The sequence below is a fragment of the Bacillus sp. A015 genome (assembly GCF_053851875.1).
The window spans coordinates 33,837-55,400 of record NZ_JBSPZB010000024.1; the positions used below are offsets into that span (position 1 = coordinate 33,837).

General features: G+C 41.6%; 21 protein-coding genes and 7 tRNA genes. 23 read left to right on the forward strand and 5 right to left on the reverse strand.

What is annotated here, in order from left to right:
• Window positions 1-30: 30 nt before the first annotated feature.
• The 5 genes from ACSLGF_RS16685 (at window position 31) to ACSLGF_RS16705 (ending at window position 4,435) form a co-directional block, all read left to right on the forward strand.
• Window positions 31-360, forward strand: a complete 330-nt coding sequence (locus tag ACSLGF_RS16685) for an anti-sigma factor antagonist (RefSeq protein WP_099728413.1) — start codon at window positions 31-33, stop codon at window positions 358-360.
• Complete coding sequence (rsbW, locus tag ACSLGF_RS16690) at window positions 357-845, forward strand: anti-sigma B factor RsbW (protein WP_034324014.1); 489 nt, start codon at window positions 357-359, stop codon at window positions 843-845. Before ACSLGF_RS16685 ends, rsbW begins: the two co-directional genes overlap by 4 nt.
• Window positions 811-1,599: an RNA polymerase sigma factor SigB gene (gene sigB / locus ACSLGF_RS16695; RefSeq protein WP_456007282.1), complete on the forward strand. Its 789-nt coding sequence runs from the start codon at window positions 811-813 to the stop codon at window positions 1,597-1,599. The genes rsbW and sigB overlap by 35 nt, the downstream gene beginning before the upstream one ends.
• Window positions 1,599-2,198, forward strand: coding sequence for a PP2C family serine/threonine-protein phosphatase (locus ACSLGF_RS16700; protein ID WP_456007284.1), 600 nt, complete (start codon window positions 1,599-1,601; stop codon window positions 2,196-2,198). The genes sigB and ACSLGF_RS16700 overlap by 1 nt, the downstream gene beginning before the upstream one ends.
• 77 nt (window positions 2,199-2,275) lie before the next feature.
• Window positions 2,276-4,435 (forward strand): Tex family protein, encoded by a 2,160-nt coding sequence (locus ACSLGF_RS16705; RefSeq protein WP_456007286.1) that lies wholly within the window; start codon window positions 2,276-2,278, stop codon window positions 4,433-4,435.
• 19 nt (window positions 4,436-4,454) lie between these two features.
• On the opposite strand, the gene cmpA is transcribed toward ACSLGF_RS16705, so the two are convergent.
• Window positions 4,455-4,589, reverse strand: coding sequence for a cortex morphogenetic protein CmpA (gene cmpA / locus ACSLGF_RS16710; RefSeq protein ID WP_008346893.1), 135 nt, complete (start codon window positions 4,587-4,589; stop codon window positions 4,455-4,457).
• Between the two features lie 99 nt (window positions 4,590-4,688).
• On the opposite strand from cmpA, the gene ACSLGF_RS16715 reads away from it, so the two are divergent.
• The 13 genes from ACSLGF_RS16715 to ACSLGF_RS16775 all read left to right on the forward strand — a co-directional run bounded on the left by ACSLGF_RS16715 (window position 4,689) and on the right by ACSLGF_RS16775 (window position 13,009).
• Window positions 4,689-5,162 carry a SprT family protein gene (locus tag ACSLGF_RS16715; RefSeq protein ID WP_456007288.1) on the forward strand — a complete coding sequence of 158 codons (474 nt, stop codon included), beginning with the start codon at window positions 4,689-4,691 and terminating at the stop codon, window positions 5,160-5,162.
• A 391-nt stretch (window positions 5,163-5,553) separates the two neighbouring features.
• Complete coding sequence (locus ACSLGF_RS16720; protein WP_456007290.1) at window positions 5,554-6,531, forward strand: thiamine pyrophosphate-dependent dehydrogenase E1 component subunit alpha; 978 nt, start codon at window positions 5,554-5,556, stop codon at window positions 6,529-6,531.
• 20 nt (window positions 6,532-6,551) lie between these two features.
• On the forward strand, window positions 6,552-7,589 hold the full coding sequence (locus tag ACSLGF_RS16725; RefSeq protein WP_456007292.1) for an alpha-ketoacid dehydrogenase subunit beta: 1,038 nt from the start codon (window positions 6,552-6,554) through the stop codon (window positions 7,587-7,589).
• Between the two features lie 17 nt (window positions 7,590-7,606).
• Window positions 7,607-8,746: a dihydrolipoamide acetyltransferase family protein gene (locus tag ACSLGF_RS16730; RefSeq protein ID WP_456007294.1), complete on the forward strand. Its 1,140-nt coding sequence runs from the start codon at window positions 7,607-7,609 to the stop codon at window positions 8,744-8,746.
• Between the two features lie 16 nt (window positions 8,747-8,762).
• Window positions 8,763-10,142: a dihydrolipoyl dehydrogenase gene (gene lpdA, locus ACSLGF_RS16735; protein WP_456007296.1), complete on the forward strand. Its 1,380-nt coding sequence runs from the start codon at window positions 8,763-8,765 to the stop codon at window positions 10,140-10,142.
• Window positions 10,143-10,259: 117 nt separating this feature from the next.
• Entirely contained in the window at window positions 10,260-12,107 is a 1,848-nt protein-coding gene (locus ACSLGF_RS16740) for a sigma-54-dependent Fis family transcriptional regulator (protein ID WP_456007298.1), read from the forward strand.
• Between the two features lie 222 nt (window positions 12,108-12,329).
• A tRNA-Asn gene (locus tag ACSLGF_RS16745) sits at window positions 12,330-12,404 on the forward strand.
• A 4-nt stretch (window positions 12,405-12,408) separates the two neighbouring features.
• Window positions 12,409-12,499 (forward strand) — tRNA-Ser (locus ACSLGF_RS16750).
• Window positions 12,500-12,508: 9 nt separating this feature from the next.
• Window positions 12,509-12,580 (forward strand) — tRNA-Glu (locus tag ACSLGF_RS16755).
• 25 nt (window positions 12,581-12,605) lie between these two features.
• Window positions 12,606-12,680: transfer RNA gene (locus ACSLGF_RS16760), tRNA-Gln, on the forward strand.
• Between the two features lie 32 nt (window positions 12,681-12,712).
• Window positions 12,713-12,788: transfer RNA gene (locus ACSLGF_RS16765), tRNA-Lys, on the forward strand.
• A gap of 7 nt (window positions 12,789-12,795) precedes the next feature.
• Window positions 12,796-12,878 (forward strand) — tRNA-Leu (locus ACSLGF_RS16770).
• 48 nt (window positions 12,879-12,926) lie between these two features.
• Window positions 12,927-13,009, forward strand: a tRNA-Leu gene (locus tag ACSLGF_RS16775).
• Window positions 13,010-13,225: 216 nt separating this feature from the next.
• Here the strand turns inward: ACSLGF_RS16775 and ACSLGF_RS16780 are convergent.
• Window positions 13,226-13,789: a GNAT family N-acetyltransferase gene (locus ACSLGF_RS16780; RefSeq protein ID WP_456007300.1), complete on the reverse strand. Its 564-nt coding sequence runs from the start codon at window positions 13,787-13,789 to the stop codon at window positions 13,226-13,228.
• Between the two features lie 728 nt (window positions 13,790-14,517).
• On the opposite strand from ACSLGF_RS16780, the gene ACSLGF_RS16785 reads away from it, so the two are divergent.
• Together ACSLGF_RS16785 and ACSLGF_RS16790 are read left to right on the forward strand one after the other, a co-directional pair.
• Entirely contained in the window at window positions 14,518-14,895 is a 378-nt protein-coding gene (locus ACSLGF_RS16785; protein ID WP_456007302.1) for a hypothetical protein, read from the forward strand.
• A 353-nt stretch (window positions 14,896-15,248) separates the two neighbouring features.
• Window positions 15,249-15,449: a cold-shock protein gene (locus ACSLGF_RS16790; protein WP_034324611.1), complete on the forward strand. Its 201-nt coding sequence runs from the start codon at window positions 15,249-15,251 to the stop codon at window positions 15,447-15,449.
• A gap of 276 nt (window positions 15,450-15,725) precedes the next feature.
• Here the strand turns inward: ACSLGF_RS16790 and ACSLGF_RS16795 are convergent, their stop codons facing one another.
• Together ACSLGF_RS16795 and ACSLGF_RS16800 are read right to left on the reverse strand one after the other, a co-directional pair.
• Window positions 15,726-16,187, reverse strand: coding sequence for a CarD family transcriptional regulator (locus ACSLGF_RS16795; RefSeq protein WP_456007304.1), 462 nt, complete (start codon window positions 16,185-16,187; stop codon window positions 15,726-15,728).
• A 375-nt stretch (window positions 16,188-16,562) separates the two neighbouring features.
• The gene (locus ACSLGF_RS16800; RefSeq protein WP_456007306.1) at window positions 16,563-17,612 is read right to left on the reverse strand and encodes an NAD(P)-dependent alcohol dehydrogenase; all 1,050 of its coding nucleotides are present in this window, start codon (window positions 17,610-17,612) and stop codon (window positions 16,563-16,565) included.
• Between the two features lie 210 nt (window positions 17,613-17,822).
• Here ACSLGF_RS16800 and ACSLGF_RS16805 point away from each other — a divergent pair, with 210 nt between their 5' ends.
• Window positions 17,823-18,224 carry a MerR family transcriptional regulator gene (locus ACSLGF_RS16805; RefSeq protein WP_456007307.1) on the forward strand — a complete coding sequence of 134 codons (402 nt, stop codon included), beginning with the start codon at window positions 17,823-17,825 and terminating at the stop codon, window positions 18,222-18,224.
• 111 nt (window positions 18,225-18,335) lie between these two features.
• Here the strand turns inward: ACSLGF_RS16805 and bglS are convergent, their stop codons facing one another.
• Entirely contained in the window at window positions 18,336-19,064 is a 729-nt protein-coding gene (bglS, locus tag ACSLGF_RS16810; protein ID WP_456007309.1) for a beta-glucanase, read from the reverse strand.
• A gap of 271 nt (window positions 19,065-19,335) precedes the next feature.
• Here bglS and ACSLGF_RS16815 point away from each other — a divergent pair, with 271 nt between their 5' ends.
• Together ACSLGF_RS16815 and ACSLGF_RS16820 are read left to right on the forward strand one after the other, a co-directional pair.
• On the forward strand, window positions 19,336-19,908 hold the full coding sequence (locus ACSLGF_RS16815) for a TetR/AcrR family transcriptional regulator (protein WP_456007310.1): 573 nt from the start codon (window positions 19,336-19,338) through the stop codon (window positions 19,906-19,908).
• 80 nt (window positions 19,909-19,988) lie between these two features.
• Window positions 19,989-21,428 (forward strand): DHA2 family efflux MFS transporter permease subunit, encoded by a 1,440-nt coding sequence (locus ACSLGF_RS16820; protein ID WP_456007311.1) that lies wholly within the window; start codon window positions 19,989-19,991, stop codon window positions 21,426-21,428.
• Window positions 21,429-21,564 lie beyond the last annotated feature (136 nt).

The window sequence follows — 21,564 nt, forward strand, 5'->3', positions numbered from 1 at the left end:
AGGAAACAAGAATTTCGAGGTGAATGCATAATGAATATGTCGGTAAAAGAGCATCAAATAGATCATAAAACGAAAATTAGTGTCAGCGGAGAAATTGATGTGTACTCCGCTCCTGAGCTAAGAGAAACGCTTATGCCTAAAGCAGAGCAAGGAGAGCATCTAGAAATCTGTCTAAAGGATGTTTCTTATATGGATAGCACAGGTTTAGGTGTATTTGTTGGGCTGTTTAAAGCGGCTCAAAAAGCAGGTGGAACATTAAAGCTTGAGAACTTGTCGGATCGGCTTGTAAGGTTGTTTGAAATTACTGGATTAAAGGACATCATTGACATTTCTGCAAAAACAGAGGGTGGGGTACAATGAACGAATCAGTAGATCTAATCGAGATGAAAATCCCGGCGAAACCAGAATACGTAGGCATCATTCGTCTGACTCTTTCAGGCGTAGCAAGTCGAATGGGTTATGCCTATGAAGAGATTGAGGACTTAAAAATTGCCGTCAGTGAGGCCTGTACAAATGCAGTTCAGCATGCCTACAAAGGTGAACATGGCGAAGATGGTGAGGTAGCAGTTCGCTTTCTTGTCTATGAGGATCGTCTAGAAATCATTGTCGCTGACAAAGGCGGTAGCTTTGACTTTAAGCAAAAGCAGGAAGGACTAGGGCCTTACACATCTGCTCATACGGTGGATCAATTGGCAGAAGGAGGTCTTGGTTTATATTTGATGCAAACATTGATGGATGAAGTCGAGGTGCAAGCAAACTCCGGAGTTACTGTGGCAATGACAAAGTTTTTAAACAGGGAGCGAGTTGACCATGACACAACCATCCAAAACTATGAAACTAACTAAAGATGAAGTGGATCGCCTCATCCAAAGCTATCAAAACAATCAAGACGAGCAGGCGCAGCTCACGCTTGTTGAATGCTATACAAACCTGGTCGATATGTTGGCGAAAAAATATTCAAAAGGCAAAAGCATTCATGAGGATCTAAGACAAGTTGGAATGATTGGTTTACTCGGCGCAATAAAGCGTTATGACCCGCTTGTCGGTAAATCATTTGAAGCCTTTGCGATTCCAACCATTATCGGGGAAATCAAACGCTTTTTACGTGATAAGACATGGAGTGTTCATGTACCAAGGCGGATTAAAGAGCTTGGCCCAAGAATCAAGATGGCAGTTGATCATCTGACAACGGAGACGCAGAAGTCACCTAAAGTACAAGAGATTGCAGAATATTTAGATGTGACAGAAGAAGAAGTACTTGAAACAATGGAGATGGGCAAAAGCTATCAAGCGCTGTCTGTAGACCAAGGCGTAGAGGCTGATTCTGAAGGAAGCACCGTCACCATTTTAGACGTCGTCGGCTCACAGGAAGAAGGATACGAACGAGTGAACGAAAAAATGATGCTTGAGAGTGTGCTTCATGTTCTGACTGATAGAGAAAAAGAGATTATCAATCTCACTTATTTGCAAAATAAGAGTCAGAAAGAAACAGGCGATTTACTCGGCATATCCCAAATGCATGTATCGAGACTGCAGCGGAAGGCAGTTAAAAAGCTACGAGATGCATTATCAGAAGATGCGTCTATGGAGCTAGGGTAATGAAGCAGATCAAACAGCATGAGCATGTGAACGCCATTATCTATCAATCGAATAAAGAAGGGAAATCATGCTGCGGGGACAGTTTTTTTATTAAAGCAGATGATGAAGAACTAATTTGTGCTGTAGCAGACGGATTAGGCAGCGGCCAGTTCGCCAATGAATCATCTTCTTTAGTTAGTGAAATTGTCGAAGAATATGGACATGAGGATGTGACGACCCTCATAGACAGATGCAATCAGGCCATGAAAAATAAACGCGGGGCCACGGTTGGCATATTAAAGGTGAATTTTTCCCAGCAGCAATTTACCTATTGTTCGGTTGGTAATATCCGATTTATCTTGAATGCACCTTCTGGCGACTATATTTATCCACTTCCGACATCAGGATACTTATCAGGGAAACCTAGGAAATATAAAACATACACCTATTCCTACGAAAAAGGATCGACATTCATTATGTATTCAGACGGGCTGAATGTGCCAAACATGCGAATATGTTTAAAGCATAGCCATTCAGTTGCAGATATTGCAAAGCAACTTGAAACATACACACAAGACAAAAAGGACGATCTCACCTATGTACTTGGTCAGCTCATGTGAAAATAGCTGACCTTTTTTCTGTTTTGCCGGTTTTTTTGATACACTAAAAGAGAAGACACAGTGAGAGGATGCAAAGTATGAAGACATCTGACGTTTTATTGAAACAAATTGCGACAGAATTAAAGCTTTCAACGAAACAAATTGAAAGTGTGATCCAGCTATTAGAGGATGGCAACACCGTCCCATTTATTGCTCGTTACCGGAAAGAGCAGACAGGCTCACTGGACGAGGTGCAAATTCAAACCATTTCCGAGCGCTATACATATATCCAAAATGTCACTACCCGAAAAGAAGAAGTCATTCGCTTAATTGCTGAACAAGACAAACTGACCGATGAATTAAAACAGAAGATCGAACAGGCTCATAAGCTGCAAGAGGTCGAAGATTTATATAGACCATTCAAACAAAAGCGTAAAACAAAGGCAAATGTGGCAAAGTCAAAAGGACTGGAGCCGCTAGCAGAATATTTGCTCAAGCTGCCGAATGATGATATCCAAAAGCAGGCTTCTGCCTTTATGAGCGAAGAAAAAGAAGTGACAAGTGTAGAAGAAGCACTTGAAGGCGCTCAGCATATTATTGCTGAACAGCTGGCAGATGACCCTGATATGCGAAAATGGATTCGCAGTGAAACCTATCAAAAGGGGAGTCTTGTCACATCAGGAAAAGACGTTGAAAGCGATGAGAAAAACGTTTATGAAATGTATTACGATTATCAAGAGCCGATCAAAAGGATTGTGCCCCATCGTGTACTTGCGGTCAACCGTGGAGAAAAAGAAGGCATCTTGAAAGCAGCCATCGAACCACCTGCTGAAAATATTCGTTTCTATCTCGACAAACAAGTCATAAAGGGCAAGCAAACGACGGCGAGACCGTATATTGAAGCGGCTATTGACGATGCTTACAAACGCCTCATTCAGCCTTCGATTGAACGTGAAATACGAAAAGAGCTGACAGAAAAAGCAGAAGAGCAAGCCATCCATATTTTCGCTGAAAACTTAAGAAAACTGCTGCTTCAGCCGCCGATGAAGGGGAAACGTGTACTAGGAGTGGACCCCGCATTTCGTACAGGCTGTAAATTAGCGGTCGTTGATGATACGGGAAAAGTTCATCATATTGGGGTCATTTACCCGCATCCACCCGTCCAGAAAAAAGCGGAAGCCAAACAAAAAGTAAAAGAGATCATTCAATCATCAAACATTGAAGTCATTGCGATTGGAAACGGAACAGCCTCAAGAGAGACAGAACAATTCATCGCAGACCTGATTCAAGAGCTGGATCAGCCGGTGTCATATTTGATCGTGAATGAAGCCGGGGCAAGTGTTTACTCCGCGTCTGCTCTAGCGAGAGAAGAGTTTCCAGACCTGCAAGTGGAAGAAAGAAGTGCCATTTCAATCGCGAGAAGATTACAGGATCCTTTAGCAGAGCTCGTGAAAATTGATCCGAAATCTGTCGGGGTGGGCCAATACCAGCACGATGTTAGTCAAAAGCAATTGAACAGCTCGCTAACCTTCGTTGTGGAGACGGTCGTGAACCAAGTCGGTGTAAACGTCAATACAGCCTCACAGGCGCTGCTGCAGTATGTGTCAGGCCTTTCAAAAGCCGTCGCAGGAAATATCGTCAAGCGCCGCGAAGAGATTGGGAGATTCACAAGCAGAAAAGAACTGAAGGATATCCCAAGACTTGGTGCCAAGACATATGAGCAGTGTATCGGCTTCCTGCGCATCGCAGACGGACAAGATCCACTTGATCGTACAGGCATTCACCCTGAAAGCTATAAAGAAACAAAACAGTTCTTACGCATGATCAAGATGACACCAGACGATCTTGGAACAGAACAATTAAAAGAGAAAATCGCTGAGGTGAAGCTGGATGAAGCAGCGGAGCAGCTTGAAATTGGTCCAATTACACTTCAGGATATCATCGATCAGCTGACAAGACCTGAGCGTGATCCGCGGGATGAAGTACCAAAACCGCTATTAAAAACAGATGTATTGAAATTGGAGGACTTGAAGCAAGGAATGGAGCTTCAAGGAACGGTGAGAAACGTCGTCGACTTCGGCGCATTCGTCGATATTGGTGTGAAACAGGATGGACTTGTCCATATTTCAAAGCTAAGCAACCGTTTTGTGAAGCATCCGCTTGATGTTGTGTCAGTCGGTGACATTGTGACCGTGTGGGTAGACTCTGTTGACCAGGCAAAAGGCCGCGTTGCCCTCTCCATGCTGAAACCAGAGTAGACAAAAAACGAGGCGCACCTTAGGATGGGGTGTGCCTTGATGTGACTGAATGTTTTTTTCTATAGAAGTACCAGCATTGATTCAGCAATTTGATTTGGTAATGATTTTTTTCATAAAATGCTTTCTGCATCTGATTTTTCAGCCAGTTGGGCATCGCCCATTCCTCCTTTGATCGAAACAGTGGATGTACCTACAATGTATGCAAAGGGGAAATTGTCCTGTTCGAGGTTTTTATAGAAAGGAACGATCTTGTTTGAACCAGCTGCAATTACAACAGTTAACAGAGCACATTTCTCAGCAGTTCTTTGGTAAGGAATTTCGCCACAAGGCTGTTTTTAATGACCGCTTAAAAACAACAGGCGGGAGATATTTACTTGGTACACATGATATTGAATTGAATCGCCGATATTTAGAGGAGCATGGAAGAGATGAATTAATCGGTATCATCAAGCATGAGTTATGTCATTATCACCTCCATCTCGAAGGAAAGGGCTATCAGCATCGTGATCGCGAGTTTAAAGAGTTATTGAAACAGGTAGGAGCCCCGCGCTTTTGTACACCGTTAAGGGCTGTGCAAAACAGGCGAGGTGCGCAGAAACGCCATGACTACGTTTGTACAGGGTGCGGCAAGCATTTTATCAGAAAGAGACGGTTTGATACCTCTCGCTATGTCTGCGGCGTCTGCAAAGGAAAATTGACTTGGCACCGTACGATAGATTCAGTGTGAAAAGCATTCCTAGAGGGATGCTTCAGCGTGTAGACAAACCCTCGCATTCTTTGTCAGGTCTGCGCGCCGGTGCTCGTCCTTCCTAGACTGCAAAGGTTTTCTATCACGCTGAAAAGAAGACAAAGGGCTAAAATGAAGATCATTTTAGCCCTTTGTCAACAATCTGAAGCATTCCTAGAGGGATGCTTTTTTATGTCCAATGAAAATGGAACATCGTCTGATATGCAGGAGAGAAAGTAGACATATTGAGACAAAAAGAGACACAAGTCTCATTTTGTCTCTTTTTTTAACGGCTTGAATTGTCTAAAGCCTATGTTTCAACATGTCGTGATGTTGGCACGTTTTTTGCTTGTATATAAGTGCAAGCAAAAAAGATAGGAGGTTTTACAACATGGAAGTCGCATTGACAAAAGAAAAAGCGGTATGGATGTATCAAAAAATGCTGGAAATCCGCCAGTTTGAAGATCGAGTACACACACTTTTTACAAAAGGAATCCTGCCAGGCTTTGTCCACCTTTATGCTGGGGAAGAAGCTGTCGCTGTAGGAGCCTGTGCCCACCTGAATGAAAAAGACACCATCACAAGTACACACCGTGGCCACGGGCATTGTATAGCTAAAGGCTGTGATCTAAAAGGAATGATGGCAGAAATTTATGGGAAAGCCACAGGTTTGTGTAAAGGGAAGGGAGGGTCAATGCACATCGCAGATTTTGATAAAGGAATGCTTGGTGCCAATGGAATTGTTGGAGGCGGATTTCCGCTGGCGTGTGGAGCAGCCCTAACAGCTAAATATAAGAAGACAAAAAATGTAAGCGTTTGCTTTTTTGGAGATGGGGCAAACAATCAAGGAACATTTCACGAAGGTATCAATCTCGCAGCCATCTGGAGATTGCCTGTCATTTTCATCGCAGAAAACAATGGCTATGGGGAAGCGACACCATTTTCCTATGCTTCAAGCTGCAAATCAATCGTGGATCGAGCCGCTGGTTATGACATTCCTGGGATTCAAGTAGACGGAAAAGATGTGATGGCAGTTTATCAAGCCGCAGAACAAGCAATTGAACGAGCAAAAAATGGAGAAGGTCCGACATTGATTGAATGCATGACATATCGGAATTATGGTCATTTTGAAGGAGATGCTCAGCGTTACAAAATAAATACGGAAAGAACAGAACACCAAGAAGAGAAAGATGCCATCGCTCTTTTTAAAAATGAATTATTAAAGAAGCAGCTGCTTACGAATACAGAAATATCAAGTATTGAAGCGGCTGTAGCGGAAGCGATAGATGAAGCCGTTAGATTCAGTGAAGAAAGTAAATATCCAGATCATACTGAATTATTGACCGATGTGTATGTTTCGTATCAATAAATCAGAAAGGGGAAAGGAAAATGACAAGAGAAATCAGCATGTCTAGTGCATTGAACGAAGCGATCAAACTTGCGATGAGAAGAGATGAGGATGTCATTTTAATGGGGGAAGATGTTGCAGGAGGCGCTCATGTGGATCACTTGCAGGATGATGAAGCATGGGGCGGTGTTCTCGGTGTCACAAAAGGAATCGTTCAGGAGTTTGGACGTGAGCGAGTCCTTGACACGCCGATTAGTGAAGCTGGCTATGTCGGTGCTGCCATGGCAGCTGCTTCAACAGGGCTAAGACCAATTGCGGAACTCATGTTTAATGATTTTATCGGTACCTGTCTGGACCAAGTGCTGAATCAAGGGGCAAAATTCCGATACATGTTTGGCGGAAAAGCGGAGGTGCCCGTCACCATTAGAACAACACACGGGGCGGGTTTTAGAGCAGCCGCTCAGCATTCTCAAAGTTTGTATGCGCTATTTACGAGCATTCCTGGATTGAAAGTGGTTGTGCCTTCCTCGCCATACGATGCCAAAGGTTTACTACTGGCATCAATTGAGGACCAGGACCCTGTCATCTTTTTCGAAGACAAGACGCTGTACAATATCACAGGAGATGTTCCAGAGCGATACTACACACTGCCGATTGGCAAAGCAGATGTGAAGAGAGAAGGCTCAGATGTGACCATCTTCGCAGTAGGCAAACAAGTTCATACAGCACTCAAAGCGGCAGAACAGTTAGCTGCTCAAGGAATTGAGGCTGAGGTCATTGATCCGAGAAGCCTGTCTCCACTTGATGAAGAGGCTATTCTGGCTTCGGTAGAAAAAACAAATCGGCTTGTCATTGTGGATGAAGCAAATCCAAGATGCGGAATTGCCGCAGATATCGCTTCCTTGGTTGCTGATAAAGGATTTGATTTACTCGATGCTCCAATCAAAAAAGTGACGGCTCCTCATACACCGGTTCCGTTTTCACCACCTCTTGAAGATATCTATTTGCCGACACCTGATAAGGTTGTGAGCACCGTATTAGAAATGATTGGTGAGAATCAAGACAAGATATTGAACTAAAGAAAGGAGAGAGAAAGATGGCTGTCGAGGTTGTGATGCCGAAATTGGGCATGTCGATGAAAGAAGGCACGGTATCTGTCTGGAATAAGCAAGTCGGAGAGAGCGTAAACAAAGGGGAAAGCATTGCAAGTATCAATTCTGAAAAAATTGAGATGGAGATTGAGTCACCTGCTGAAGGCACTGTATTGGAAATCAAAGTGCCTGAGGGAGAAGGTGTCCCACCTGGCACGGTCATTTGCTATATCGGTGAGGGAAATGAACAGGTTGAAGAAAAGAAAGAAGAAAGAGGGTTGCCGACAAAACCAAAGAAAGAGAGAAAGAAAATCTCCCCTGTTGCTCGTAAAATTGCTAACAATGCAAATCTGGACATTGACACGCTGGTGGGAACCGGACCAGACGGTAGAATTACAAAAGCGGATGTGCTTCAGGCACTTCCTGATCAGAAAGAAAAACAGACACAAAACAATAAGACAGACCATCAACCTGTCAACATGATGCGGAAAACAATTGCCTCACGGATGATGAAAAGTCTGCAAACAAGTGCACAACTAACAATTACGATGAAAGCGGACGTGACAAAACTGACAAAATTACAACCTCAGTTGAACGAAACAGCCATAGCACGTCACGATACAAAATTGACCATGACCGATTTTGTAGCCAAAGCAGCGATCCTTTCATTACTAGAACATCCTGAGATGAACAGTCAATATCAAAATGAAAGAGTGGAAACTTTTGAGTATGTTCATCTTGGGATAGCAGCTGCTTTAGATAACGGCTTGGCTGTGCCGGTTATTCGACATGCGGAGCGACTATCGCTCATTGAGCTAGCGAAAAACATCAAATTGTATGGCAAAAAAGCACGTGAAGGCAAACTACTTCACGATGAAATCGAAGGCTCTACCTTTACGATCACCAACCTTGGTGCCTATGGTGTTGAGCATTTCACTCCGATTTTGAATCCGCCGGAAGCAGGTATCCTAGGCATCGGCACAATGTATGAAACCCCTATTTATCAAGATGATGAATTGTGCAAAGGCAGTATCCTTCCGCTCAGTCTGACGTTTGACCACCGTGCGCTGGACGGGGCACCAGCATCCGCATTTTTATCATCTGTAAAAGCATATTTAGAAAAACCAGTATCCATTCTTTTATAGGAAGAAGGAAAATACGATGACACTAGTTATTATAGGAGGCGGACCTGCAGGGTATGTGGCGGCAATTACAGCCGCTCGTTTTGGAAGGAAGGTTGTGTTAATTGATCAAGGCCAGTTGGGAGGAACCTGTCTCAATGAAGGATGTATTCCAACCAAATCGCTTTTGCAAAGCGCCGATATGTACGAGCATGTGAAGTCAGCTGCGCATTTTGGAATTGAACTTCCAGGAAAGAAGCCCATCATCCAATGGGATTCCGTTCAAAAACGGAAACAGTCAGTCGTCAAGCAACTGACTGATGGCGTTCGCTATTTGATGAATAAAAACAAAATCAACGTGTTGAATGGAAAGGCGGCATTTCTTTCTGCACATGAGATTTTGATTGAAAGTGGAGGGGAGTCTGAAATCATTCAAGCAAAACAAATCATCATTGCATCAGGGGCAGAGCCTGCTGCCTTACCTTTTGCGCCATTTGATGGGAAATGGTTGATTCACAGCAAGGATGCAATGTCGCTCCCTTCGATACCAGATTCGCTTTGTATCATTGGTGGTGGGGTGATCGGGTGTGAGTTCGCAAGCATTTTTAGCAGAATGGGGACAAAGGTTGTTATGATTGAACAGTCGGTACACATTTTACCTGAAGAAGATGACGATATTGCACAATGTCTTCACGATCAACTTGAAGCAGCAGGTGTGGACATTTTGACATCGGCTGCAGTCAACCAGCTTGATTCAACCTCAAGGAAAGTGGTGATTGAGAGAAAACATGGTGAGCGGTGTGAAATCCAGTCTGATCTTTGCTTAGTAGCAATTGGCAGAAAGCCGCGGCTTGGAGAATTGAATCTTGATCAGATTGGCATTGAATATGACAGGAACGGGATCAATGTCAATGAGCATATGCAAACCAATCTCCCCCATATATATGCGTGCGGCGATGTCACAGGAGGAGTACAGCTTGCTCACGTTGCTTTTCATGAAGGCACGATTGCGGCCTCACATGCATCAGGCGAAGATGTAAAGGTCAATGAACAAGTGATTCCTAGGTGCATCTATACGTCCCCAGAAATCGCCAGTGTTGGCTTAAATGAAGAGAAAGCTAGAAATCAATATGAAGATATTCGAATAGGGAAATGTTCATTTTCCGCAAATGGAAAAGCATTGATTCTAAATCAACCGGCCGGTCAGGTGAAAATCATTGTAGAACCGCAATACCAAGAGATTTTAGGAGTATCAATCATCGGGCCAAATGCAACAGAGCTGATTGGACAAGCAGCAGTCATGATGCATACAGAGTTGACCGTTGATACATTAGAGCAATATATTGCTGCACATCCGACTCTTTCAGAGGCGATTCACGAAGCCTTGCTGCAAACAAGTGGACGAGCGGTGCACTGCTGAAAGAGAAACGCACTTCTCAACATCTATCTTGATGTGTTCTTGGGGTAGCCAATGTTATTGAAAGCGCTTTTATAATTATCTATAATGAATAAAAAGCCCCCCAGAGGAGAGGATGAAATGAATCCGACGCCTTGCTATTTGAATACATGGAAACGTTTTGTTCGAGAAGGTTTGCTTGACAGATCTCGTCTGAATAAGAGAGTGATGGAGTCATGGCACAGATGTAAAAAGGCAAATGTAAACCCGTATTTAGATAAAGGCCAGTCGATGTTAGAAAAGGAATTGTTCAATGTTCAAAAAAAGAAATACTCATTATTTTTAGATGCCGCTCTTCCCTACTTAAATAAAATCAGTCAACAATTAAAAGAATCAGACATGATGGCCTTACTCATAGATGCAGATGGATATGTGCTAAGCCTGACAGGAAGCCAAAGGACGCTGGTAGAAGCAAGTAAAATTAATTTTGTTGAGGGCGCGCGTTGGACTGAAGCAGATGTAGGAACGAACGCTATTGGAACTGCGCTGGTCATCGGTGAGGCTGTGACGATCAACGGGACTGAACATTTTTCCATCGCTTCTCACCATTGGAGTTGTTCAGCTGCACCAATTCGGGATGCAGACGGTACGATCATAGGAGCCATAGATATCTCCTGTATGGCGGACAAAAGGCATCCTTTTATGCTTGGAATGGCTGCAACGGCTGCTTATGCTATAGAAAGAGACATTCAAGTTCAACAAAAAAGGAAAGAGATGGAGCTGATCAGCCATTGTCTCCAGCAGGTGGAAGCTGATGCACCGTATGTTGTTTGTAATGAGAAAAAGCAAATTGTTTCTGCAAGCAAACCAATCAGGGAACGATTTTCAAACTGGTACGGAATGAATGTTGAGCGGCTTAAGGGTCATCCATTTGTTATTCGGGGAAAGCAGATCATTCAATCAGAGCAAGATGGAAAGATGCTAGGCATGTCCCTTTCTCTTGAAGAAGCAGTGAAAAGCAACATAACTGTTTCTTTTGCTCAATTTCCCGGGGAATCCGGAACAAGTAAGGTATTTCAACAGACGCTCAGCGAAATGAAAAGGGCAGCACAAACAGATGCCAATGTATATATTTGGGGCGAAACAGGATCGGGGAAAGAACTGGCCGCTAGAGCCATTCACTCAGCCAGTGAAAGGCATAGAGGGCCGTTTATTGCTGTTAATTGCGGAGCCATTCCTGAAAGCCTGTTAGAAAGCGAATTATTTGGCTATGCTGAAGGGGCTTTTACAGGGGCAAAACGTCATGGAGCTAAAGGGAAATTTGAACAAGCTCATAAAGGAACACTCTTTTTAGACGAAATTGGCGAAATCCCATATGCGATGCAAGTAGCGCTTCTTAGGGTGATAGAAGAAAGGAAAGTCGTACCGCTCGGCGGGACACACGAAATCCCTTTGGATATTAGAATCATTACAGCGACACACCGGAACATGAATGAACTGCTGAAGGAAGGGAAAATACGAGAAGATTTGTACTACCGTCTTCATGTCTATCCAATCAACATCCCGCCACTCAGGGAAAGAAAGGAAGACATCCCTGATTTATACCGTTATTATCAAAAGAAACATCAGTGGAATGCGAAGTTTCCTGACTCATTTTTTCAGAGGTTGCAGGAGTATCATTGGCCGGGAAACATACGCGAGCTTTTTAATCTGTTTGAACATATAAGGGTATTGTTTCCTGAAGGAGGAAGGATTGGGCCGTCTCAATATGCTGAGGTATTAGAGGCACTTGACCAGAAAAAGAAGAAGCTGTATTCAGCAGAGGGTCACGAGATTTCAAAAGAACTAACATATAGGGAACATATTCGAAAGCAAATGGTGATAGAGGCACTGCACAAAACGAAAGGTCATGTGTCAGAAGCAGCAAGGTTAGCGGGGGTGCCAAGAAGCACTTTTTACAAGTGGATGCGAAAATTTAAGCTATCGTAAACCCTTAAGGATGGCTACATCAAGGAGGCTCTGGTCTCCCTTTGAGAGGTCGGGGTCTTTCTGCCATGTACAAACAGAAAACAAAAAGGAAGGGAAAAAGGCTTGACTGTTATATTAGTATATGTTAAATTATAAAAGCCGTCGCAAATGGAGCAGGAATGAACGCTTAAAAATGCTTGACACATTTTTCTGGCATAGATATAATGAAACATGTCTTATTATTCCGCAGTAGCTCAGTGGTAGAGCTATCGGCTGTTAACCGATCGGTCGTAGGTTCGAGTCCTACCTGCGGAGCCATAATGGAGAAGTACTCAAGTGGCTGAAGAGGCGCCCCTGCTAAGGGTGTAGGTCGCGTAAGCGGCGCGAGGGTTCAAATCCCTCCTTCTCCGCCATTATTGTATGGCCCGTTGGTCAAGCGGTTAAGACACCGCCCTTTCACGGCGGTAACACGGGTTCGAATCCCGTACGGGTCATGTTTTGTTTAATTGATTGATTCGTTGGGCTATAGCCAAGCGGTAAGGCAACGGACTTTGACTCCGTCATGCGTTGGTTCGAATCCAGCTAGCCCAGCCATTTTTTTATATATGTTTTTCTGCATAGCAGATGAGCCATTAGCTCAGTTGGTAGAGCATCTGACTTTTAATCAGAGGGTCGAAGGTTCGAGTCCTTCATGGCTCACCATTGTCACGCGGGTGTGGCGGAATTGGCAGACGCGCTAGACTTAGGATCTAGTGTCTTTATGACGTGGGGGTTCAAGTCCCTTCACCCGCATTGTTTTTTCAAACAGTGCACTTATGAATATATGAGCACATCATACACGCGGTCGTGGCGGAATGGCAGACGCGCTAGGTTGAGGGCCTAGTGGGGGCAACCCCGTGGAGGTTCAAGTCCTCTCGGCCGCATCAATGATACCAAGGGTTTTGAGTACCTTGGTATTTTTTGTCTTTTGAACAGGATGTATTTTGTGACCAAAACTGACCACTTACTTTTAGTAGGTGGTCTGATTTTTCTGCAAAAGTATATAGTTAAAAGATAAAAGGGCATAGTATATTAGCATATAAAATATGTTATGCCTTTTTTTGTTTTAATAACGCATCCGTTATTTTAAGCGTGTAATGTTACTTGATTATGGAATAAAAACAAGTGTCGGTCAGCTTGCTTCCATCTGCGGATAAATCATCATTTCTTAAAGTGCCTTCGAATACAAACCCAAGTTTTTCGGGGATTGCACGACTTTTAACGTTTGTTGATTCACACCTTATTTCAATTCTTCTAAATTTGATATTGTTTAACCCAAAGTCAGCTAATTTCTTAACTGCTTCTATCATATACCCATTCCCGCTAAATGTGGTATTTCCCCAGTATCCAATTTCACATTTAGGTATGTCCCAGTCAATCCCCTGAAGGCTAGTTATTCCAATAAAGTCCTTGGTACCTTTTTTAAAAATAAGAAAACGAAAACTTTCTCTTTTTAGAAAATTTATATGGGCAAGTCTTAAATTTATCTCTGTTTCCTCAACAGTGGGAAGTTTTTGAGCAAATGGCAACCACGCTTTTAATTCAGAAAAGGAATCCCTTATAGCTTGGTTTACAATTTTCCCATCTCCTGTTTGGAGTGGTGCTCGAAGAATTAGTCTTTCTGTTTCTAATTGTAATGGAACATCTAACAACAAAGGATTCATTTGATTTTTCCTCTCGGAATTTTATATTGAAGAAACAAAGTAATACAATAATAAAGCTTTATAACGTGCGCAAATATAGTTCAATTTGCGTTTAATCTTCCTTTTGCGTAACTGACATCATACACCTATTGTGAGAAAATGGGTGCTGCGTATCAAGAAATCAATGAACTGCCAATGAACGGTGAAAATGATCGTCTTGGTTTATCAAAGAAAACACTAGACTGACTATGAAGAAGCAAAAGATGAAGAGACAAAGTTAGTGGAGTAAAACGTGAGTTTACTCCTCTTTTTTTATTCTTGGGTTCATTTTTCTCATTCTGGGTGTTCGATGATGTGCTCTTTTTTCCTGTCAAAATATCCATTTGACGTCTAGCTCTGGTCATTTCTGTAGGAAGGATGTAAACATATTCAAATATCTTATTTGTAAATTTAAATAAGGCTCAACCATAGTACTGTTAAATTCTATAGAAAGAGATCACAAGATACATCGATTGTATGCTGGGTGGAAACGTGCCCGGTCGATTTTAATATAAGTTTCTCTTTTGAATGAACGACTCCACATCAAATTATCTTAGCTGTGAAATCTTAATTACTATCCTCTAAAGAATAGTTGTCAGTCATGATGGGGTTGTTGTCCATTCATCTTTTATATTGTTAAATAAAGGTGATAATGAGATAATTTGATAAAAGAAATTAAGTCGCATAAGATCAACCAAAGGAGTTATAACATGATAAAAAGGTTTTCTCTAGTTTTACTTACTCTCATGATGTCTATAGTTGTTTTGCTAGTGGCTGCCAAAAATTCCCCTGGCGATAATGTCATTTCATTTGATCAGCCTCACATCTTAATAATATCAATTGGAATATTGGTATGTTTATTCATTCCTCCGTTAGTGATGTCCTTTTTCAGTCACTTGATTGTGAGAACTATATCTAGTGTATACCAATGTTTTATTGTGCTATCTTTTCTGGGGCTCATTCCAATAGGATTTCTTATTTCAGATTTTTTAACAATTGCTGTTTCTGTTGCAGGAACTTTAGCCAGCGTAGCTAGTCTTATAGTAACTTTAAGAATTGATAGGAATAAAGATGCTAATCTTAACTAAAATAAAAATGACTTGAATTTTCTAAGAGTACAGTAGTGTTTCGCTATTAATCACTTTTAAATAAACTCTGAAAAATGGAATGACGTTATGAACTTGTTTTATTCCTTTCATGATTGAAAGCCCATTTTGTAGAAAAAATATCTTAAAGTCTGAGAAGAACAAAAGTAAGTATGATCGTTGATTTTCTTCTTTTAAATCCTAAATTGCAATTATTTCCGAATCATGCTATAATAAGATTAATTATTTTTGTTCGGCGTAAAGGATAGCATGAAGATAGACTTTTCGTCTTGAGGATACTTTGGGCAAGGATAGTATAATACATTGTGTGGTAAACGCACTAGGAGGCAACAAACATGGAACAAGGTACAGTAAAATGGTTTAACGCAGAAAAAGGTTTTGGATTTATCGAACGTGAAGAAGGAGACGATGTATTTGTACACTTCTCTGCTATCCAAGGTGACGGATTCAAATCTTTAGACGAAGGTCAAAAAGTAACATTTGACGTTGAGCAAGGTTCTCGTGGAGCTCAAGCTGCTAACGTTCAAAAAGCTTAATCTTCATTTTCTAAAAACAGGTTCTCTCTAGAGGGCCTTTTTTTTATGCTTTCTCTTATTTCTTCAATAAAAAACCCTACTCAGCGTGCAAGTAGGGAGATGTTACAAGGTAATCGTAAAAAAATTCATGCTTCAAAGGTTTATCAACAGTATAGCATATTGGATTGACAAAATGCGGAATTTGCCTAAATAATTTCTTTTTCTTTACTGAGTTCAAAGAGAGGGAATTTGTTCGTAGAGAAATGTATTCGAAAATGGGGAAGAAGGTAGAGAATCTTAACAGAAACTGTTTATTTGTTTTTCAGTAATTCCTTCGATGACTTCAAGCTCACTAAGCAAATACCCATAAGCATCGTCAAGCATTTTCTTTTCGCTTGCATTCAGTGCTTTTTCTTTCTTCATTCGCATGAGGTCACGTACAACTTCGACGCCATCTTGTATGTCGCCAGTTTTTATTTTGTTCGTGTTGATTTTATATCTTTCTTTCCACGGCAATAATTTATCTGATTTTCCATTCTGAAAAATGTGTATAATGTTCTTTAATGCAAGTACATCTGTAACGGGTCTTATACTTGATCTCGACATCTTCCTTGTTGGAATCATCACTTTCATATGGCTAACGGACATCTTAATGACATAATACTGTTGTTTTTCATCAGAGAATTCCTTTTCTTCTATGGCTTCAATTATACCTGCTCCATGCATTGGATACACAATGTTATCACCAATTTGAAACATATCATCCACCTCCATATTAAGTACCTACTTTAAGGATACCACAAATCGAGGTAAAATAATCAAATTTATAATAATAACATGATTATTTATTTGGTGTCAATATTTTCGGATCAGATTTTGAGAGAATCATTTATTTATTCCGCCACTACTCATATGTGGTTTTTTAACGTGATCATGATCAGTAAACAGATACAGCCTAAAGCAATCACTACTTTTTTGTATCTCGTATGAAAGGAAACCCTAATATCACGAAAACGGCGATAATAATCAATAAACGTTTGAACAGGATATCCACATCTTCATGAGGACATCGTGATAAATGGTTGAAATATCAAAAGACTAGCCAATGAGGCTAGTCTTTTAAAATGAATTCGATCATAAGGTTGAAATATCAATGACAAAGCGGTAACGGACATCACTTTTGAGTACGCGTTTATAGGCTTCATCGACTTGGTTTGCGTTGATCACTTCAATTTGTGGCGAGATGTTGTGAGCAGCTGCGAAATCAAGCATTTCTTGAGTCTCCTGAATGCCGCCAACGAGTGATCCGGCCATGCTGCGACGACCGGTGATTAATGAAAAGACGTGGAATTGATCTGGCTCAGGTGGTGCACCAACGTTCACCAAGGTTCCGTCCACACGAAGTAAGGACAAATAGGCGTCCACGTTGATATTGGCAGAGACCGTATTCAGAATGACATCATATTGACCGGCTAGTGTTTTAAATGTATCGGGATCACTTGTGGCAAAATAGTCCTTTGCGCCAAACGACAGTGCCTCTTCTTTTTTATTCAAAGAGCGGCTCAAAACAGTCACCTCAGCACCAAGTGCGCGTGCGAATTGAATGGCGACATGGCCGAGCCCGCCCATTCCGACAATGGCAACCTTTTTGCCAGGACCTGCCTTCCAGTGCTTTAACGGTGAATAAGTTGTAATGCCAGCACAGAGAAGAGGACTTGCGGCATCAAGAGGCAGTTGATCAGGAATGCTGATGACAAATCGTTCAGTCACGACAATCTTCTGACTATAGCCGCCATAAGTCGGTTCCCCGTCATAGTCAAGGTTGTTATACGTTTGGACGACCCCTTTCGTGCAATACTGCTCGTCTCCATTTTGACAATATTCACAGGTACCGCAGGAATCTACAAAACAACCGACTCCTACACGATCTCCAATCTTAAACCTCGTGACAGCATCACCTACAGCTGCAACGACCCCAGTGATCTCATGCCCTGGAACCATTGGGAAAATGCCGCCTCCCCATTCGTCGAATGCACTGTGGATATCTGAATGACAGATACCGCTAAATTGAATATCAATTAAAATATCATGTGGACGAAGGGCTCTTCGTTCAATGGTTGTCCGTTCAAAGTTCGCTTTTGCATGTGAAACACTTAAAACGTGTGATTGGTGCGTCTGACACATTCTTGATCATCCTTTCAAAAGTGAAATTCGTTTCTTCCCCTATACTGTACGTCTTAAAGTGAACTCTAAGTCAAGATGGAATCCTCCGGTGTAACGAATTCATCCTTAATACGAATTGAGCCAAAAGCATCTTGTTTTCTTTATCAAAATGGAGATGATGAGGAAAGGGAGAGATGATAAGGTGAAAGAAAGAAGAGAAGGGTGAAAACAATGAAAATAGCACAAGCCGCAAAACAGCTTGAATTGTCCACTGCGACGCTCAGGTACTATGAGAACATTGGTTTAATTAGACCAATCAGACGTGATGAGAACGGTATTCGTGATTATACGGAGGATGATATTCAATGGATTGAATTTATCAAATGTATGAGAAATGCAGGTCTTTCAATCGATGCGCTCAGAGAATATACGGCTTTATTTATTGAGGGAGATGATCATACATTGTCTTCACGGAAAAGCATTTTGGTTAATGAACGAGAAAGACTCTTAGAAAAACATAAGGAAATGGAAGAGACGATTAAACGATTAGATTTCAAAATAGAAAGTTATGAAGATATTATCCACAGTTATGAAAAAAAGCTGGTTCATCAACTCAAAACCAGTTCTATTTAAATGACAGAGGGTTTTTTGAGGTCACAAGGCAGTATCATCTTTATTCCATTCACATCTGAAGAATTGAGAGATGAAGAAAACCTGTGACTTGTCACAGGTTTTCTGGTGATGTTATCTTTTTGTGTAACGCACCCAGTTATAATGTGCATGGAGTGGTGTAACACCGTTGTAGGAGCCGAGCCATTCATCGACACCTGCACCATTCCACAGGTTCATCATAATTTTTCCTGGTGTTTGAGGAATTTGAGTGGTGGCGGTATGTTTTAATTGTCCATCGACATACCATTTAATTGAGTTTGGCTGCCAGTCGAATGCATAGGTGTGATAAGCATTTGCTGCATCAAAACCAAGGTTGACGATTTTTTCATGATTTCCTACACCATTGGTATAGTAGTTGAATTGTACCTTTGTGGTATCTTTTCCTAGAAATTCGATGTCAATCTCATCCCAAGGCGTACCATCAGTTGGACCCGTATAAGTAAAGAACGAAGAAACGATCCCTACATTTTTTGCTGGTTTCATGCTGACTTCATAAAGCCCGTAGCCGTATGTTTGAACGGAGCGGTTTTCCCCGCAGTCAAACTTGTTATAGGAAGGACTTGTGAGCGATAAACGCATTTCACCTAATGACGTCATGGAGACATTATTGGCACGCCATGTACAGTTAAACATGTTTCCATTCGAGTACCCATCGGCTTTTTGCCATAACCCTGTATTATAGTTGTTAAAAGGTTCATAAAACGATCCACCGGTTTGTGCTGAGGCAGCAGTAAATGTGGACAAACTCATGAATAATCCAGTGACAAGCAGCAGCAACATTCGTTTCACACGGTAAGACATGTAGGCATTCCCCTCTCCCTTTTTTGAAAACGCTTTCTTTATTGATGATACATGATTCTCTCAAAATGGAAAATCGGTCTAAATAATGATAAACAGCAATTTTCATTTAATAGAATAGAGAGAAGGATCATGAGTAAAAAATAGTGATTGACAAATCGGACAGTTGTCCGTAAGATAATATCGGGACAATTGTCCTAACAACCTAAAGAGTCTTAATTTGAAATATATAGAGATGTGTGCAATGTGGATGAAGGTAAAGAAGGTGAGCATCATGGAAAAGGATATTGGGAAGGAAATTGAAGAGGTCGCTTTCTCCTTGTTTCAAGAGTTTGGCGTAGAAAATGTCAGCATGCATAAAATTGCGAAAACCGCTGGTGTTGGGCAAGGGACACTTTACCGCCGCTATGCAAATAAAAGTGATTTGTGTCTTTCTATACTTGGAGAGAGGTTTGAACGACTGATCCCTGCTTTGCGTCTTTACTTGAGCAAAATAAGTGATCAACCTGTTCGAGATCGTTTACGTTATGTTCTCGAGGAGATCCATCTCATAGTCGGGCACCATTTAGACTGGATTCGGATGCTCACGATTTCTGGAAATTTAGAGCAGACAAGTAAAGTATATGATTGTCATTACAGTCAATCGCTTAAACAAATCATTCGTGATTTGCTGAAGGAAGCGAAAGAAAAAGGGGAAGCGAACATACAGGATATTGAGCTGACGACATTATGTATGTCCTCTCCAATGACGCCTGAACTCATGTTTTATATACATGAATCTGGCTATTCAATCGAAGAAATTGCTCAATTCGCTGCAGAAAGACAGGTTTTATCCGTCTTTCAATAGACATTGAAGTGGCTCATTTCTGACCAGCCTGACTTCCTATGGTTCATCTAAACTGAAAAAAGAAAAGGAGCCAACTTAATATGAGCAAACAGCAAGCAGCAGCTTCTGATATTAGAACGCTGCCCATTATTATCTCATTTATTACAGCTGGATTTATTGGTCTGTTCAGTGAAACGGCACTAAACATGGCACTGAGGAGTTTAACGTTAGACTTTGGAATTGAAGCGACGACCGCTCAGTGGCTGACAACAGGATATTTATTAACACTGGGTATTCTCGTACCGATTTCAGGACTGATTCTTCAATGGTTTACAACAAGACAGCTTTTCATTACTTCGTTGATATTTTCAATCATCGGAACATTTATTGCTGCGGTTGCGCCAGTCTTTAGTATTTTAATGGTTGCACGTGTCGTGCAGGCAGTTGGAACCGCATTGCTTCTTCCATTGATGTTTAATACGATATTGGTGATCATTCCGCCTCATAAACGAGGCAGATCCATGGGGATTATTGGCCTTGTGATCATGTTTGCACCAGCAGTAGGTCCAACGGTCTCCGGTCTTATTCTTAAATCGTTGACATGGCATTGGATTTTTTGGATTTCGCTTCCGTTATTAATAGCTGCACTGGTATTTGGTTATATCTTTATGCAAAATATTACGGAACCAACTAGACCGAAAATCGACATCCTATCGATTGTGCTTTCAACTATTGGTTTCGGTGGAATTGTGTATGGCTTTAGTAGTGCCGGTGAAGGCGGTGGATGGAGTAGCATGCATGTCATCGTGGCGATTGTTGTAGGTGTGATTAGTATTCTTGTGTTCTCCCTTAGACAGCTGAATATGAAAGAGCCGATGCTTAACTTAAGCCCATTTAAATATCCGATGTTTGTCATTGGGTTACTTCTGATCTTAGTGTGTATGATGGTGATGCTTTCTGCTATGATGATTTTGCCATTATATCTGCAAACATCCTTGGCGCTTTCAACATTTACAGCTGGTTTAATGCTGTTACCGGGTGGAATTATCAACGGACTCCTATCTCCAATCATGGGTGGTCTATTTGATAAGTTTGGACCGAAATGGCTTGTAATCCCAGGTCTTGTCATTGTCGCAGCGACGATGTTTGGCTTCACGAATTTAAGTGTGAATACATCGATTGGATATATTGTGACCCTTCATATTACCTTAATGGTAGGAATCGCTATGATCATGATGCCTGCACAAACAAACGGATTAAATCAGCTCCCACCAGAGCTATATCCGCATGGAACAGCGATTATGAATACCCTGCAACAGGTGTCAGGAGCAATTGGTACTGCGGTCGGTATCTCTATCCTTTCATCAGGTGCCCGCAGTTTTATGAAAAATGTCGCTGATCCGGCAAATCCGGTGAATCAGCTGCTAGCCTTTACAAATGGCGTACAGCATGCATTTATCTTTGCTGTCATCATGACCGTCGTTGGCTTAGTCATCGCTTTCTTCATTAAACGAGTAAAGGTAGAACAGCAAGTATCATAATGACATATGAAAAGCACTGAGGGCTTGGGACTGACCCCATAAGATGAGACAAATAAAAAACACCTTCAAGTTTGAAAACGGATCGTTGTTATCCGAAATAAGACGTGGAGGTGTTTTTTCTATGGGGACAAGAGTG

Coding starts and splice junctions, on each gene's coding strand:
- ACSLGF_RS16685 (WP_099728413.1), top strand. CDS start 31: ATGAATATGTCGGTAAAAGAGCATCAAATAGATCATAAAACGAAAATT.
- rsbW (WP_034324014.1), top strand. CDS start 357: ATGAACGAATCAGTAGATCTAATCGAGATGAAAATCCCGGCGAAACCA.
- sigB (WP_456007282.1), top strand. CDS start 811: ATGACACAACCATCCAAAACTATGAAACTAACTAAAGATGAAGTGGAT.
- ACSLGF_RS16700 (WP_456007284.1), top strand. CDS start 1,599: ATGAAGCAGATCAAACAGCATGAGCATGTGAACGCCATTATCTATCAA.
- ACSLGF_RS16705 (WP_456007286.1), top strand. CDS start 2,276: ATGAAGACATCTGACGTTTTATTGAAACAAATTGCGACAGAATTAAAG.
- cmpA (WP_008346893.1), bottom strand. CDS start 4,589: ATGCCCAACTGGCTGAAAAATCAGATGCAGAAAGCATTTTATGAAAAA.
- ACSLGF_RS16720 (WP_456007290.1), top strand. CDS start 5,554: ATGGAAGTCGCATTGACAAAAGAAAAAGCGGTATGGATGTATCAAAAA.
- ACSLGF_RS16725 (WP_456007292.1), top strand. CDS start 6,552: ATGACAAGAGAAATCAGCATGTCTAGTGCATTGAACGAAGCGATCAAA.
- ACSLGF_RS16730 (WP_456007294.1), top strand. CDS start 7,607: ATGGCTGTCGAGGTTGTGATGCCGAAATTGGGCATGTCGATGAAAGAA.
- lpdA (WP_456007296.1), top strand. CDS start 8,763: ATGACACTAGTTATTATAGGAGGCGGACCTGCAGGGTATGTGGCGGCA.
- ACSLGF_RS16740 (WP_456007298.1), top strand. CDS start 10,260: ATGAATCCGACGCCTTGCTATTTGAATACATGGAAACGTTTTGTTCGA.
- ACSLGF_RS16780 (WP_456007300.1), bottom strand. CDS start 13,789: ATGAATCCTTTGTTGTTAGATGTTCCATTACAATTAGAAACAGAAAGA.
- ACSLGF_RS16785 (WP_456007302.1), top strand. CDS start 14,518: ATGATAAAAAGGTTTTCTCTAGTTTTACTTACTCTCATGATGTCTATA.
- ACSLGF_RS16790 (WP_034324611.1), top strand. CDS start 15,249: ATGGAACAAGGTACAGTAAAATGGTTTAACGCAGAAAAAGGTTTTGGA.
- ACSLGF_RS16795 (WP_456007304.1), bottom strand. CDS start 16,187: ATGTTTCAAATTGGTGATAACATTGTGTATCCAATGCATGGAGCAGGT.
- ACSLGF_RS16800 (WP_456007306.1), bottom strand. CDS start 17,612: ATGTGTCAGACGCACCAATCACACGTTTTAAGTGTTTCACATGCAAAA.
- ACSLGF_RS16805 (WP_456007307.1), top strand. CDS start 17,823: ATGAAAATAGCACAAGCCGCAAAACAGCTTGAATTGTCCACTGCGACG.
- bglS (WP_456007309.1), bottom strand. CDS start 19,064: ATGTCTTACCGTGTGAAACGAATGTTGCTGCTGCTTGTCACTGGATTA.
- ACSLGF_RS16815 (WP_456007310.1), top strand. CDS start 19,336: ATGGAAAAGGATATTGGGAAGGAAATTGAAGAGGTCGCTTTCTCCTTG.
- ACSLGF_RS16820 (WP_456007311.1), top strand. CDS start 19,989: ATGAGCAAACAGCAAGCAGCAGCTTCTGATATTAGAACGCTGCCCATT.